This window comes from Palaeococcus sp. (in: euryarchaeotes) (assembly GCF_053987695.1).
On sequence record NZ_JBMXHE010000048.1, the window covers coordinates 1 to 13,851 of the forward strand.

Annotated in this window: 14 protein-coding genes and 1 tRNA gene; 13 read left to right on the forward strand and 2 right to left on the reverse strand. The window is 44.9% G+C overall.

Annotated elements, in window-relative coordinates; all coding sequences use genetic code 11:
• From ACXJGZ_RS03665 to ACXJGZ_RS03705, 9 genes are all read left to right on the forward strand, one after another.
• A partial coding sequence (locus tag ACXJGZ_RS03665) for an ABC transporter substrate-binding protein (protein WP_456398323.1) occupies window positions 1-1,524 on the forward strand: 1,524 nt, incomplete at its 5' end.
• 211 nt (window positions 1,525-1,735) lie between these two features.
• Window positions 1,736-2,785 (forward strand): ABC transporter permease, encoded by a 1,050-nt coding sequence (locus ACXJGZ_RS03670; protein WP_456321843.1) that lies wholly within the window; start codon window positions 1,736-1,738, stop codon window positions 2,783-2,785.
• A 10-nt stretch (window positions 2,786-2,795) separates the two neighbouring features.
• Entirely contained in the window at window positions 2,796-4,223 is a 1,428-nt protein-coding gene (locus tag ACXJGZ_RS03675; protein WP_456321834.1) for an ABC transporter permease, read from the forward strand.
• Between the two features lie 2 nt (window positions 4,224-4,225).
• A complete protein-coding gene (locus ACXJGZ_RS03680; protein WP_456321833.1) occupies window positions 4,226-5,185 on the forward strand; it encodes an ABC transporter ATP-binding protein in 960 nt (319 codons plus the stop codon).
• A 10-nt stretch (window positions 5,186-5,195) separates the two neighbouring features.
• Complete coding sequence (locus ACXJGZ_RS03685; RefSeq protein ID WP_456321832.1) at window positions 5,196-6,203, forward strand: ABC transporter ATP-binding protein; 1,008 nt, start codon at window positions 5,196-5,198, stop codon at window positions 6,201-6,203.
• 58 nt (window positions 6,204-6,261) lie between these two features.
• Window positions 6,262-6,726, forward strand: a complete 465-nt coding sequence (locus ACXJGZ_RS03690) for a hypothetical protein (protein WP_456398324.1) — start codon at window positions 6,262-6,264, stop codon at window positions 6,724-6,726.
• On the forward strand, window positions 6,723-7,493 hold the full coding sequence (locus ACXJGZ_RS03695) for an NAD+ synthase (RefSeq protein WP_456321830.1): 771 nt from the start codon (window positions 6,723-6,725) through the stop codon (window positions 7,491-7,493). Before ACXJGZ_RS03690 ends, ACXJGZ_RS03695 begins: the two co-directional genes overlap by 4 nt.
• Complete coding sequence (locus ACXJGZ_RS03700) at window positions 7,490-8,332, forward strand: DMT family transporter (RefSeq protein WP_456398325.1); 843 nt, start codon at window positions 7,490-7,492, stop codon at window positions 8,330-8,332. The genes ACXJGZ_RS03695 and ACXJGZ_RS03700 overlap by 4 nt, the downstream gene beginning before the upstream one ends.
• 128 nt (window positions 8,333-8,460) lie before the next feature.
• Window positions 8,461-9,390, forward strand: coding sequence for an SPASM domain-containing protein (locus tag ACXJGZ_RS03705; protein WP_456398326.1), 930 nt, complete (start codon window positions 8,461-8,463; stop codon window positions 9,388-9,390).
• On the opposite strand, the gene ACXJGZ_RS03710 is transcribed toward ACXJGZ_RS03705, so the two are convergent.
• Window positions 9,379-10,302, reverse strand: a complete 924-nt coding sequence (locus ACXJGZ_RS03710; RefSeq protein ID WP_456398327.1) for an Lrp/AsnC family transcriptional regulator — start codon at window positions 10,300-10,302, stop codon at window positions 9,379-9,381. The two genes, ACXJGZ_RS03705 and ACXJGZ_RS03710, sit on opposite strands and share 12 nt — an antisense overlap.
• Window positions 10,303-10,361: 59 nt before the next feature.
• On the opposite strand from ACXJGZ_RS03710, the gene ACXJGZ_RS03715 reads away from it, so the two are divergent.
• Genes ACXJGZ_RS03715 through ACXJGZ_RS03725 form a run of 3 tightly spaced genes read left to right on the forward strand, consistent with a single transcriptional unit; the run spans window position 10,362 to window position 11,948 of the window.
• Entirely contained in the window at window positions 10,362-10,850 is a 489-nt protein-coding gene (locus ACXJGZ_RS03715; protein WP_456321826.1) for an adenosine-specific kinase, read from the forward strand.
• Between the two features lie 24 nt (window positions 10,851-10,874).
• Window positions 10,875-11,435 carry an XTP/dITP diphosphatase gene (locus ACXJGZ_RS03720; RefSeq protein WP_293254220.1) on the forward strand — a complete coding sequence of 187 codons (561 nt, stop codon included), beginning with the start codon at window positions 10,875-10,877 and terminating at the stop codon, window positions 11,433-11,435.
• Window positions 11,436-11,495: 60 nt separating this feature from the next.
• Window positions 11,496-11,948, forward strand: a complete 453-nt coding sequence (locus ACXJGZ_RS03725; RefSeq protein ID WP_293254221.1) for an Lrp/AsnC family transcriptional regulator — start codon at window positions 11,496-11,498, stop codon at window positions 11,946-11,948.
• Between the two features lie 97 nt (window positions 11,949-12,045).
• On the opposite strand, the gene ACXJGZ_RS03730 is transcribed toward ACXJGZ_RS03725, so the two are convergent.
• Window positions 12,046-12,190, reverse strand: a tRNA-Trp gene (locus ACXJGZ_RS03730).
• A gap of 193 nt (window positions 12,191-12,383) precedes the next feature.
• Here ACXJGZ_RS03730 and fbp point away from each other — a divergent pair.
• Entirely contained in the window at window positions 12,384-13,508 is a 1,125-nt protein-coding gene (gene fbp, locus ACXJGZ_RS03735) for a fructose-1,6-bisphosphate aldolase/phosphatase (RefSeq protein ID WP_293254242.1), read from the forward strand.
• Window positions 13,509-13,851: the final 343 nt, after the last annotated feature.

Genomic DNA, 13,851 nt, shown 5'->3' on the forward strand with positions numbered 1-13,851 from the left:
GGGACAGGTCCGTACTATGTGGACGTTTACAAGCCTGAGAACCTCTATGTCAGGCTAAAGAAATTTGATAAGTGGACGGTTCCAGAATTTGCAGAGCCCGAGTACCAGGTCAACCCACCCTTCGAAACAATCGAGATTTATGGTCTCCAAAACCAAGATACGGCCATTTTGGAGGTTGCTAAGGGAAATTATGACATTCTCTGGTACGACTTCCCGGCATACAGATTCTCGGGATTAAGCGATGAGCAGAGGGCCAATATAGACCTCTACAAGAGCATTGGTGTCTTCTGGGATATGGTTTGGAACCCATCCCATGATAAGGACAACCCGTACATAATTACAGTTGGTGATAAGAAGTACTTCAACCCATTCGCCGTTAGAAAGGTTAGGTTTGCCTTACAATACTTGATTAACAGGAACTTTATGGTCCAGAACATCCTCCAGGGTTCTGGTGGCCCAATGTTCACACCATGGGTTTCAGGAGAAGCAGGTAGCAAATACATGCAGTCAGTGGTTGATGCCTTTGGTATTGATGCCCAAGGTGATGAGAATTATGCTCTCCAGCTCATAGATGAAGGAATGCAGGAGGCAGCTAAGGAAGTTGCCAAGTCAGGTCACACATTGGAGAAGAAGGATGGAAAGTGGTACTTTGATGGAGAGCCCGTCAAGATCGTTGGAATTGGTAGAAGCGAGGATGAGAGGAAGGATGAGGCTCAATACATAGGGCAAGTGCTTGAAAAGGCAGGTTTCACGGTTGATGTGAAGATTGTGGATAGGAGAACAGCTTCAGGAATCGTTTACCTAAAGGATCCGAGCGGGTATGGATGGAACTTCTACACCGAAGGTTGGGCATCCTCAAGCAACGTTAAGTATTCACTCTTCAGGATATTCCAGTACTATTCAAGCTTGCTCTACGCACCGGGCCCAGTTGGATGGAAGTGGAGCCCAGAGAACACAAAGAGGGCAACCCTTGAGGAAGTATTAAGGTTCCTCGGTGATGGCGATATAGGTGCAGGATTAAAGATGCTTAACCTCGACTACTACAACACGGGTGAGAAGATCAAGCCATTGCTTGACTGGACGGCGGATGACTTCTCCTTGGCAATCTACACCGGTGAGCACAACGGTGTCAAGATGGATACCGAAGCCAAGTACTGGGACTTCAACAGACTTGGACTTGCAATTGGTCTATATGAGAGCTTTAGAGTTTTCACTGCAGAGAACTGGAACTTCTATGCCGTAAATAAGAGGGTTAAGTTCGGTCTAGTTGATCCTGTAGTTGGTCTCGCATCCAACTGGATGCTCAGGAGCGCAACAAAAGGTGCCGCTCCGACAACCTCAACCACAACCACCCAGACCACAACATCACAAGCAGGACAGACAGTTACAGTTACCCAGACGGTTACCCAGACAGTAACCGAAACAACAACCCAGACAGCCGCCGGCGGAGGAGTCTGCGGACCAGCAGCAATCCTCGGATTTGCATTGCTTCCGCTCTTGGCACTCAGAAAGAAGAGAAAGTGATTGGACTTTTCGTTTCTTTCTATTATCTTTATCTTTTGCCATTCTCAAAGTGTATAACTGTTATAGTAGAGGTTTGCTCTTCTAGTTTCTTCGGGTTTACCGTTTAGATGCTCATCTTAAGTAAGATATATAAACCAAGTTTTACAAAGCTGAAAAAGATAATGTTCAAAAATGAACTTTGAAGCTTAACAGAGTTGCGGGAGGGAATTACATGGGGTTTGGAAAATACCTAATTATCAGATTTTTAAATGCCCTCGTGGTTCTGGCATTGGTTACTATACTCGTTTCGGCACTGTTTGTTAAAGTGGCGGAACAGGACTTAACGAACACCATACAAGAGAGGGTCAACGGAGAGCTTCAAGCGCTTCAGAGGCAGGGGCATGCCCCCGAAAATCCCGATGAGTGGAGAGCGGAGAGAATAAAATTCTACAGGCATCAGTATCACTTGGATAAATCCTACTCTTGGAGGGTATTTTATTATGCCAAAAGAACACTAACGCTGGATTTTGGAAATACAAAAAGTCCAATATTTGGGACTGAGAGAAATGTTAAAGGAATAATTTCAAAAGCTCTTCCGAGAACGGTGCTTCTCTTCACAACAGCTCAGATAATAATAATCCTCATAGGAATTTTGCTTGGCGTTAAAGCGGCACAGCTCGTGGGGAGTGCATTCGATAGAGGGCTCTCAGTAATAGCCATGGTTATGAGCAGTATCCCGATGTGGTGGTTCGGGATGATAATGCTCCTCGTGTTCTCATTCAAGCTCGGACTGTTCCCCTCCAATTCAATACCCGACCCCAATTTGACCGGAACCGCTCATATACTTGACTACATGAAGCGTATGGTTCTTCCGGTACTCACCATCGTTACAGTCTCCTTTGGAGGATGGGCATGGACAACGAGAAACATTATGATCGGTACGATGCAGGAGGATTTCATAATGGCGGCAAGGGCGAAGGGTGTCCCCGAGAGAAAGGTTATCTATGGACATGCCCTCCGTGCGGCAGCCCCACCAATAGTTACAATGACGATATTCGCCCTGTTGAACTCAATGGGTGGTGCTATTATCACGGAGAGCGTTTTCAACTGGCCAGGAATGGGCAGGGTTTACTGGATTGCACTCCAAACAAATGAGATTAACCTGATCATGGGTCTCACGTTTATGAACGTTGCCCTGTACCTTGCGGGAGTTATCATAGCGGACGTTGCCTATGGATTCCTTGACCCGAGAGTTAAGGTGGGTGCATCAGCGCAGGTCTGAGGTGAGAGGAATGAGGTGGAGTGATTTTAAAGATTCAGTTTCAAACTTTTGGTTTGACTTTAAGAAGCAAAAAACAGGATTGCTTGCAATAGTGCTCCTAATCTTCTGGATAGGCATAGCACTTGCGGCTCCTTTGATAACCTCTCCGGATATTCCCAGCACATGGCAAAATTACTGGATTGACTATCCAAAGAATGTGCCCCCCAAATGGGTAAACGCATTTTCAAGTCAGACTCTGGCAGTTCACGAGATATTCACAAGTGATCAGCTCAAGCAGTACATGGTAAAGACGGATGAAGGCTTCAAAATTGAAATCCCCTATAAGAACATATACGATGTTCCTCCCCAGGATATAGTTATCAAAAATATCACAGGTACCTCGCCCAATCCACGGAGAACTCCCAAAATGGATGTGATCATCGTCAGGCCCGACGGGGAGCAGATAACCATCCTAAGTGGCTATAAGATTAAAGGAGCAACTACACTTCAGCTTGGAAGGTCCGACGCTGTTAGGAGAGCCACCATTAACTGGGTAAAGGAGAAGACTGGAGTACAGCTGACACCTCAAAAGGAATTCGAGTACCTGGCAACACTGGACAGCATGAAAGTTCTCTTTGCTAAAATTTCACCGGATATGCTCGACCGCCCAAAAAGCTTGAAGGGGGATTATAAAGTCATAATAAATGTCAGGATTCCGGAAGGTATTAATGTCTCAGTGGATAACACGGAGGTAATCTTTAACGGTAGAAGCTATGGGTGGCTGGGAACCGATTACAAAGGAAGAGACCTCTTAGCTGGTCTCATCTGGGGTTCAAGAGTTTCACTTACAATAGGCATATCAATTTCAGTCCTAAGTGTTCTCATAGGTATATTCTATGGGGTTACAAGTGCCTATCTAGGTGGCTGGACAGATGAGTTTATGCAGAGGATTAACGAGTTTGTGGCTTCAATTCCAAGTCTACCAATATTGATACTCTTGGGATCCTACTTCGGAGGACATATAGAGCTCTGGCAAATAGTGTTCCTGCTGGTGCTGTTTGGGTGGGTTGGCATAGCCAAAGTTGCGAGGAGTATGGCACTGCAGATTAAGGAACAGGTGTACGTTGAAGCGGCGAGAGCATTGGGTGCTGGAACGGGAAGGATCATCTTTAGACATATGGTTCCACAGCTCCTCCCATATGCATTCGCTCAAATGGCATTGAGTGTTCCAAGTGCTGTTCTTTCAGAGGCTTCATTAAGTTTCCTTGGCCTGGGAGATCCCACGAAGGTAACATGGGGACAAATACTTCACGATGCTCAGGTAGCAGGTGCTGCGGTCAATGGGTACTGGTGGTGGGTCATTCCACCGGGACTGGCAATAGCTTTGGTAGGTTTGACATTCGTGTTGCTCGGTACAGCGTTGGATAGAGTACTAAATCCAAGACTCAGGAGGTTGTGAAGATGACAAAGAACATCCTCGAGGTTAAGAACCTTAAGATGTATTACTTTGCATCGAGAGGTGTAGTTAAGGCAGTCGACGATTTAACATTTAACATAAAGAAGGGAGAAGTGCTTGGACTTGCCGGTGAGAGTGGATGTGGCAAGTCCTCCCTAGGTTTCACTTTAATGGGAATGCCAACACCACCGGGGAAGATCGTGGGCGGAAGTATTAAGATGGAGGGAAGGGAGCTGGTTGGACTTCCGGAGGATGTGCTCAGGAAGGAGATAAGATGGCAGAAAATAGCGATGATATTCCAAGGTGCAATGAATGCCCTAAATCCGGTTTATACGGTAGGATATCAGATGATAGAGCCTTTGCTCTATCACATGGGCATGGATAGGGAGGAAGCGCTGGATAAAGCTCAAAAATACCTTGAGCTGGTTGGTCTGGCACCGGACATTGTCTACAGATATCCCCATGAGCTCAGCGGTGGTATGAAGCAGCGTGTGATAATAGCCATGGCACTTCTCTTGGAACCCGAACTCGTCATTGCCGATGAGCCGACAACAGCCCTTGATGTCGTGGTTCAGGCACAGATCATAAACCTAATGAAGAAGCTTAAGAAGGAGCTTGGACTTTCCATGATATTCATCACACATGATCTGAGCATTTTAGCGGAAATAAGCGATAGAATAGCGATAATGTATGCGGGAAAGATAGTGGAGCTTGGGGATAGCAAAAAGGTGTACTATGAGCCGGCCCACCCCTACACTCAAAAACTCTTGGCAGCAATTCCAAGGCTTCATGAGGATGTGGAAAGGCTTGAGTTCATTCCAGGACAGCCACCGAACTTGATTACGCCGCCAACAGGATGCAGGTTCCACCCGAGATGTCCATACGCCATGGAAGTTTGCAGGGAGCAGATACCGGAGTTAAAGGAAGTTGATAAGGATCACTATGCTGCATGCTGGTTGCTGTGAGGGATGAGAGATGAGCGAGCCTGTACTTAAAGTTGAAAAGTTGAAAAAGTACTTCCCCATTAAGAGAGGATTATTTGAGGCACTTACAGGACATCCGGAGAGGGTAGTTAGAGCTGTAGATGGCATAAACTTTGAAATCCGAAAGCAAGAAGTCTTTGCACTAGTCGGAGAGAGCGGGTGTGGTAAATCCACAACAGGAAAGCTTATCATGAAGCTATTGGAGCCTACAGATGGCAGCATTTACTTAGAGGGACAAGATGTTACAGAACTGAAAACCCAAGAAGAGATCAGAGACTACAGGAGAAAAGTACAAATGATATTCCAAGACCCATTCTCATCTATGAATCCGAGATTCAGAATATATGACGTCCTTGAAGAACCGCTTTTAATCCATGGAATCGGTGAAACAAGAGCCGAAAGAGAGGAAATAATTCATAAAGCTCTTGAGATGGTAAGAATCACACCTCCAGAGGATTATGTGGGTAGATTTCCTCACCAGCTCAGCGGTGGTCAGAGGCAGCGTGTGGCCATAGCTAGGTCTTTGATTCTCAATCCAACTTTCATAGTGGCAGATGAGCCCGTTTCGATGCTCGATGTTTCAATTAGAGCAGAGATCCTTGAGCTTATGAAAGAACTAAAAGAAAAAATGAGTGTTACTTACCTCTACATTACACACGACATGTCCACGGCGAGGTACTTCGCGGACTACATGGCAATCATGTATTTGGGTAGAATCGTGGAGATGGGTCCCGCCAAGGTGGTCATAGACAACCCAATACATCCGTATACAAGAGCACTCCTAGCTGCGGTTCCAGAGCCGATTCCGGAGAGAAGGGAAATTATTAAAGAGCTTCCAATTAAAGGTGAGGTTCCAAATGCAGCGAATATTCCTCCTGGGTGTCGCTTCCATCCGAGATGCATCTACATGGAGAAAGGGCTGTGCGATGTAAAACACCCACAGCTAATCGAATATGAGCATGGCCACTGGGTGGAGTGCCACTTAGCTGGAAAGATTTAATTTTCTTTTCTTTCATAAAACATTTAAACTTTCTTGAGGTTCTTTTCATGGTGGTGAGATGATGAAGAGCACTCCCTTTGGATACAGTGCCTTTAAGTATGGACTCCTTCTTCTCCTTCTCGCTATAATCCTGGCGCTTGGAGCCAGTTACACTACCCCCCAAATCTACGAGGAGTCGGGGGTGCTGAAGGAGGGGGATAATAAGGATTTTTATATTCCCTATGCCTACAACAGGATAATAGAAGCCAACCTAATTCTCAACTCCAAGAATGCGACCGTATTATATTCTATAGATTCCTCACCAGAAGCTGCATCCTTTGAAGGGAATTTAACGATTCCCGGATATGTAACGAGCATCAGCATAATCCATGGAAATGTTGACTATCGCTTTTATGCTAGGGCTCAGGTTTATTCCTATCCCTATCTTGGATATGTTGCATTTCTATTGATGATCATTGGTACCGTGTTGACTTTTTCGGGGTATATGCGGTTCCTTCGGGATTTGAGGGGTGGTAAGAGATGAGAGATCTGAACTATGCTGAAGTTGTAGAGGGGCTCATGGCTTTTATCCGGGAGAAAGTTGAGGAAGCCAATGTAAATGGTGTCGTCATTGGCATCAGCGGAGGGGTTGACAGCGCAACTGTGGCATTCTTAAGTGCAAAAGCTCTAGGAAGGGAGAAAGTCCTTGGACTCATAATGCCCTATTATGAAAACAGGGACTTGGAGGATGCCCGGCTGGTTTGCGAGAGCCTGGGCATAAAGTACAAAATAATTCCCATAAAACCGATAATCGATGCTTTTGAGGAGGCTCTGGGCTTTGAACTGGACAGCACAGCGAGAGGGAACTTGATGGCGAGGAGCAGGATGATGATCCTTTACGCTCACGCAAATGCAAACAACATGCTTGTTTTGGGAACAAGCAACCGGAGCGAGTTTTTGGTTGGCTATTTTACAAAATGGGGGGATGGTGCCAGCGACTACGCTCCATTGATAAACATGTATAAAACAGAAGTCTGGGAAATAGCTAGACTTGTGGGAGTTCCACCGCAAATTGTGAATAAAAAGCCGAGTGCGGGCCTCTGGGAAGGACAAACCGACGAAGATGAGCTTGGAATAAGCTACAGGCTTCTGGATGAAATCCTATATCATTTAGTTGATTTGGGAATGTCCGGGGAGGAAATTGCCGAAAAGCTTAATGTCCCCATTAACCAGGTGAAGCACGTGGAAAAGCTAATAAAGAGGAGCGAACACAAGAGAAGGTTGCCAGTAGGTCCTGAGGTGGGAGCTTGAGGAAAGGTTATGCTTTAGTATTCCTTGCCGCCAGCATGTGGGGTACATTGGGAATATTTGCTAAACTGCTCTATGGATATAATTTAGACCCATTTACAATAGTCTTTTTTAGGGCTTCCACGGCATTCTTCCTTCTCCTGCTTTACAATAACTTCAGGGATGACCTGAACCTCAAAAAGGATAAACTTAAGTTCTATGCATTTTATGGTTTTTTCAGCGTCTTCCTTTTCTATGTGCTGTATTTTTATGCGGTTAAGCTTTCATCTGTCTCTTTAGCTGTTTTGCTGCTTTATACCGCCCCCATATATTCAACAATAATGGGGTATCTAATCTTTAAGGAAAGAATAACCCCAATGAAATTAGCATCTCTTGGAATGGTTCTCGTTGGGGTTCTCTTCGTAACGGAGCTCAACGGCAGTGTAAACATTGTGGGGATCATCTTGGGCTTGCTCTCGGGGTTCACTTATGCTCTATACGGCATCCTCGGAAAAATCGCTGTGAGGGAGGAGAGCCCTGGAGAAGCTTTAATGTACACCCTTGGCTTTGGGACTCTGTTTTTACTGCCCTTTACAAAATTCAGCATTCCCATGGGGGCGATTCCATATCTGGTGGCTTTGGGGGTGTTTCCAACATTTTTGGCTTATTTAATGTACAATCATGCCCTTCAGGATATAGAAGCGAGCAGAGCATCCATAGTGGCAACTGTGGAGCCAGTTGTGGCTTTAATTCTCGCATACTTGATTTTTCATGAGGTTTTAAGTATGAGGCAGATTTTTGGTGCATCCCTGATAATTTTTGGAGCCTTACTCCTTCAGTATGAGGAGAGCATTTCAAAATAATCCCCTTGGAATTGTTAAACATTATTGTTTACTATGCATTTTTTGCATACTACTATTAATGGTATTCAAAATATGCATAGAAAAAGTTAATATATGATTTTTTACATTAGCTATTTCGGTGGTACGGTGTGGAGAATGTGGAGGTCACCGGTGTTGTTGATCAACTTTTTGAAGAGAGCAGGATAATATCCGTAGCAAAACCGCCGTGGGTGAATCGAGAGCATAGAGGTAAGCTGGAGAGGCTTATACTTCAGATTGGCAGGGGGAAAGGGAATTTCTCGGAACTCGAAGGGATAAGGAGGTCAATTGGGTGTATCGGAAATAACAGGTTTTTCCTTCGAAGGGAGCCCATGGATGAGGAAAGATTCAAAAAGCTTATCCACGAATTTTCGAAAACCAGTGCAGATGAGCTTTATTTAACAAACTATGATGACTTGGACTTACTTATTAGACTTGCAGCGTACGCCTCTTCCCTTGGGATTGAAGACATCTATATGGTGGTTAGGATTGAGGACATGAACAAAGTGCCTCCCATGGAAGGGGTGAACATAGTAGTTGAGGCAGACTACAATGATGAGAACCTAAAGCGACTTGAGGCTCTGGATTATATGCACTCTGCGCTGTTGCTGATGGAGCAGAAGGATTATGAAGAGATCTTAAGGAGGGGTGTGAGATTTCCATTCGATGTCTACATAGATATCATATATCCCAGAACCCTTATGGGACTTAAATTGAACCCAATAGAGCTCAAGAGAATAGATAATCCAACCTCTATAAAGTACAGTCCATGTCTTTCGGGGACTCTGACAATAGCTGCAGATGGATACGCATTGATATGTCCATTAATGAGGAAGTTCATAGTTGGGGATGCAAAAAAGGAGGGGATTAGAGCCCTATTGAGAAAGACTCGTTTGAAAAATTTCTGGAGGCTCACAAAAGATATGGTTGAAGGCTGTTCAAAATGTCCCTTCAAATACGTTTGTCATGACTGCAGGGCACTGGAATATCAGGCTACGGGGGATTTATTTGGTCTTGAATACTGTCCTTTAGAACTCTAGGATTGACTTGTATCCTTTTCCATCCTTTCTGACCCTCTGAGAAAAGGGGCCCATGCGATTGATGTCTCTCAGCATGTCCAGATATTCCACGGAGTATTTTTTGACATACTTCCCGAGCTCAAGTATTTTCAGGCTCATATCCTCGTGAGGGGGGAAGTACCACTCTATCAGATATCCCTTCGGGATGATGACCCCAATGCGAAAGTCATATTTATTCTCCCACTCTTTTACAACTTCCTCATCCAGTTCATCGGCTATTCCGACCAGAGAGCGACTATAAGCGTAATCGTCCCGAATTGCAATGTAGCCCAGGATTATTTCAAGTTTTTCCAGTCTTTCTATCATATAATCAATTGTTGGTCGTCTTTTTCCTAGGATTTGGGCGATTTTTGATATACTGGTTCGGGCATCGTTTTTCAGGATGTCTATCAGGATGGCATAATCATAGCTCAAATTCCATTTTCCAAATTTCGTGTTTCTCTTGGGGTATGCCCTCACTTCATAATATTCATAACTGTCTGTATACTTCGATAAAAGTTCATCCAAATATTTTTCCTGCCCCACGGGCACATGATAGAGGACATAGAGCCCCATCCTGAATCCAAAGGATGCGTTTAGATAGTTGCAGAAGGGGTTTTTTAGTATTTCAAGTGCCCTGCTTCTGAGTTCATCTCTCGGTATGTCCAAAAAGGCAACGAAGCTCTTCAGTCCGAGCTTGGATATGTTTAAGATAGCATTCACTTGGACAAACTTGTCTTCTCCATAGTACTTATCATACAGCCTCTTCAGCTTAAAATATTCGATTCCCTCCAGTTCGGATATCTTCCTCAGACTTTCCCTCGGATATTTTTCTAGGAGATTAACCAAAAAATCAATTTCATCATAGTTTATTTGGGGCAAATTGTGCTCCATTCCACCTCACAGAAAACGTTTTATCGGTTGGATATATATTATTTTTTTGGTGGTGTTGGATGGTCAAGATTGAAGTGGTTGACATTGAAAAGCCCGAAGGAGTCGAATGCATAATTGGGCAGGGGAATTTTTCCATATTTACGGTCGATGATTTAGCAAAGGCTCTTTTAACAACCGTTCCAGGGATAAAGTTTGGCATAGCCATGAATGAAGCGAAGCCACAATTGACAAGATTTACCGGAAATGATAAAGAGCTGGAGCAGCTTGCAGCAAAAAATGCGCTGGCAATTGGGGGAGGTCATGTCTTTGTGGTTCTTATGAGGAAGGCGTTCCCGATAAACGTGTTGAACACGATTAAATTGCACCCTGCAGTTGCAACGGTATATGGAGCAAGCGAAAACCCATTACAAGTTATAGTTGCCGAGACAGAGCTTGGGAGAGCCGTTTTAGGGATTGTGGATGGAAAAGCGGCCAACACTATAGAGACGGAAGAGCAGAAGAAGGAGAGGAGAGAGCTGGTTGAGAGGATTGGTTATACCATTGACTGATTTCATATTTTTTGAGGTGGTTGAATGCGGGTCCTGTTTATAACTTCAAATAAGGGCAAGTTCAAGGAGGCCAAACGTTATTTGTCTCCCCTTGGAGTGGAGCTCATAAGGAGGAGAGTGGATTACCCTGAGATACAGGCGGATGATCTCGAGGAAGTTGTCAGATTCGGGCTCGAATGGTTGAGGGATAAAATTGATACACCTTTTTTTATAGATGACTCAGGTCTTTTTGTGGAGGCATTTGGAGGATTCCCCGGTGTCTATTCGGCTTATGTTTTCAAGAGGCTCGGAAATAAGGGGTTGCTAAAGCTTATGGAGGGAGTGGATTACAGGGATGCGTACTTCAAAAGCGTTATCGGGTATTATGATGGAGAGATTCACATATTTAGGGGCATTGTTAAAGGCAGCATAGGCTACGAGAAGAGGGGGGAGGGTGGTTTTGGTTTTGACCCGATATTCATACCCCATGGTTTTTCCAGAACTTTTGCCCAAATGACAATAGAAGAAAAGAATAAAATATCCCACAGGGGAAGGGCCTTAAAGGCATTTTCAAATTGGCTAAAAGAGAATTTGCAGAATGAATAAATATCCAATTTCGATATGTTTATATTGGAGATGTGTCAATTAAAGTTAGAGGGGAAGAGGATGGTGGATGTCTTGGACAAAATCGATGTAAGACTGCTTGAAGAACTCAAGCAGAATTCCAGGGAAAATATAGCCTCTTTGAGTAAGAAACTGGGGATACCCAGAACTACTGTCCACTATCGTATTAAGAAGCTTTTAGAGGAAGGTATTATTGAGAAGTTCACCATAAAGCCGAATTATAAAAAGCTCAATCTGGGGACAACCGCATTTATACTCGCCAGATATGATCCTGCGGCAGGATTAACACAAAGGGAAGTTGCCGAGAGAATATCCCAGCTTGAATGGATTTACGAAGTTCACATAATTGCCGGAGAGTGGGATCTTCTGATAAAGGTTAGGGCGCCATCGGCAGAGGACATTGGAAAAATTGTCGTCGATAAACTTAGGGAGATTAAGGGGATAGGGCAAACGGTGACCATGGTCTCATTTGTAACTGTAAAAGAGGATGTTTAGGCGATGATTGGCGTTCTCCTTTCTGAAAGATGATGAAGCGAGGAAGAATGAGCCTCTATTCTCTTTTTGAAATTTACGGTTAGAAGTTATAGCGGGGTGGTGGGGGCACGGGGATTTGAACCCCGGTCCGCGGGTTTCTCCAGCCGCTCGGGGCTCCAGAAGTTCATCCCCGAGTCAGCAAACCCGCTTCTCCTCATGGCCTCTGGAGCCCGCGATGATAGACCAGGCTACACCATGCCCCCAAGCCATTATCACATAGCTGTAGGGCATTTATAAGCTTTGCGGAGTTTGTGATAATGGCAGTGATGGAGTTTAGGTGGATGAAGACGGATTCATGATGTGCGGGCGGCTCTAATTTTGTGTCATTCTCGGTGATATATTTTTCAATGGTAAAATTTTATAAACTTGAAATTATACGTAAGATTGGTGATAGACATGTATGTTGGGAAGAAGATAACTGTGAGCGTTATAAAAGCGGACGTTGGTGGATGGCCCGGACATCACAAAGTTCATCCAGCGCTCATGGAGAGGGCAAAGGAGCTTTTAAGCATGGCAAAGGAGAAAGGCACCCTAATAGACTTCTATGTTACCTACTGCGGGGATGACCTCCAGCTCATAATGACACACACCAAGGGAGTGGACAGTGAGGAGATACATGGTCTGGCGTGGGATACCTTTAAAGAAGCCACTGAAGTGGCAAAGGAGCTCGGACTCTATGGGGCGGGGCAGGACCTTTTGAAGGACGCCTTCAGTGGAAACATTAGAGGTATGGGTCCGGGAATAGCTGAGATGGAGATTACTCTAAGAAAGAGCGAACCCATAGTTACATTCCATATGGACAAGACCGAGCCCGGAGCATTTAACCTGCCCATATTTAGAATGTTCGGGGATCCATTCAACACAGCAGGTCTCGTGATAGACCCCCACATGCACATGGGCTTCCGCTTTGAGGTATGGGATATCAAGGAGCACAAGAAGGTTATACTAAACTCCCCGGAGGAGCTCTACGACATACTGGCGCTGATAGGTGCAAAATCAAGATACGTGATTAAGCACGTCTTTCCAAAGGAAGGGCACAGAATTTCAAAGGACGAACCAGTTGCCGTGATAAGCACGGAGAAACTCTATGAGATTGCAGGGGAGTATGTTGGAAAGGACGACCCTGTTGCAATAGTTAGGGCTCAAAGCGGGCTTCCAGCACTTGGCGAGGTTCTTGAGCCTTTTGCATTCCCCCATCTCGTCAGTGGGTGGATGCGCGGAAGCCACAATGGGCCGATCATCCCGGTTCCGCTCAAGTATGCAACCCCATCAAGATTTGATGGTCCTCCAAGGGTAGTAGCGCTGGGATGGCAGATAAACAGAGATGGAAAGCTAATAGGCCCCGTTGACCTCTTCGATGATGTTGCCTTCGATGATGCCAGGAGGAAGGCACTTGAGATTGCGGACTACATGCGCAGACATGGTCCCTTTGAGCCCCACCGCTTGCCTATGGAGGAAATGGAATACACAACACTCCCAGGTATTTTAAAACGCCTGGCAGATAGATTTGAACAGCTCTGAAATTTTTCTATTTTTCTTCTATTCGACAGCAGAGTGTTTTCACATGAAAATTTTTGGAAGACATATATCTTACACTCAGATGTTTTGGCTGGTGTTGTTTTGAGTTTGTAAAGGGGCACTCAAGAAACTTAAAACCATTCAGTCACAATATGTAGATGAGCCTAAGGGGCATGAAGGAATGCTGAATATGGGGGTAACTTAGGGGGCACGAAGGATGTCAGGAAAACAACAGAACGTGCCCCCAGATGGAAAGGTTTTTAAAAGGGGAATGGGTTGCAGTTTGACCATTCTGGTATCTTTCGGCCTTCCCCTTTACCCCTTCACTTCAGCAAGATGTCAGGAA

Excerpts from the sequence above, each read along its gene's own strand:
- ACXJGZ_RS03690 (WP_456398324.1), top strand. The coding sequence starts at position 6,262 with ATGATGAAGAGCACTCCCTTTGGATACAGTGCCTTTAAGTATGGACTC.
- fbp (WP_293254242.1), top strand. The coding sequence starts at position 12,384 with ATGTATGTTGGGAAGAAGATAACTGTGAGCGTTATAAAAGCGGACGTT.
- ACXJGZ_RS03715 (WP_456321826.1), top strand. The coding sequence starts at position 10,362 with ATGGTCAAGATTGAAGTGGTTGACATTGAAAAGCCCGAAGGAGTCGAA.
- ACXJGZ_RS03695 (WP_456321830.1), top strand. The coding sequence starts at position 6,723 with ATGAGAGATCTGAACTATGCTGAAGTTGTAGAGGGGCTCATGGCTTTT.
- ACXJGZ_RS03725 (WP_293254221.1), top strand. The coding sequence starts at position 11,496 with ATGGTGGATGTCTTGGACAAAATCGATGTAAGACTGCTTGAAGAACTC.
- ACXJGZ_RS03680 (WP_456321833.1), top strand. The coding sequence starts at position 4,226 with ATGACAAAGAACATCCTCGAGGTTAAGAACCTTAAGATGTATTACTTT.
- ACXJGZ_RS03670 (WP_456321843.1), top strand. The coding sequence starts at position 1,736 with ATGGGGTTTGGAAAATACCTAATTATCAGATTTTTAAATGCCCTCGTG.
- ACXJGZ_RS03675 (WP_456321834.1), top strand. The coding sequence starts at position 2,796 with ATGAGGTGGAGTGATTTTAAAGATTCAGTTTCAAACTTTTGGTTTGAC.
- ACXJGZ_RS03685 (WP_456321832.1), top strand. The coding sequence starts at position 5,196 with ATGAGCGAGCCTGTACTTAAAGTTGAAAAGTTGAAAAAGTACTTCCCC.
- ACXJGZ_RS03720 (WP_293254220.1), top strand. The coding sequence starts at position 10,875 with ATGCGGGTCCTGTTTATAACTTCAAATAAGGGCAAGTTCAAGGAGGCC.
- ACXJGZ_RS03710 (WP_456398327.1), bottom strand. The coding sequence starts at position 10,302 with ATGGAGCACAATTTGCCCCAAATAAACTATGATGAAATTGATTTTTTG.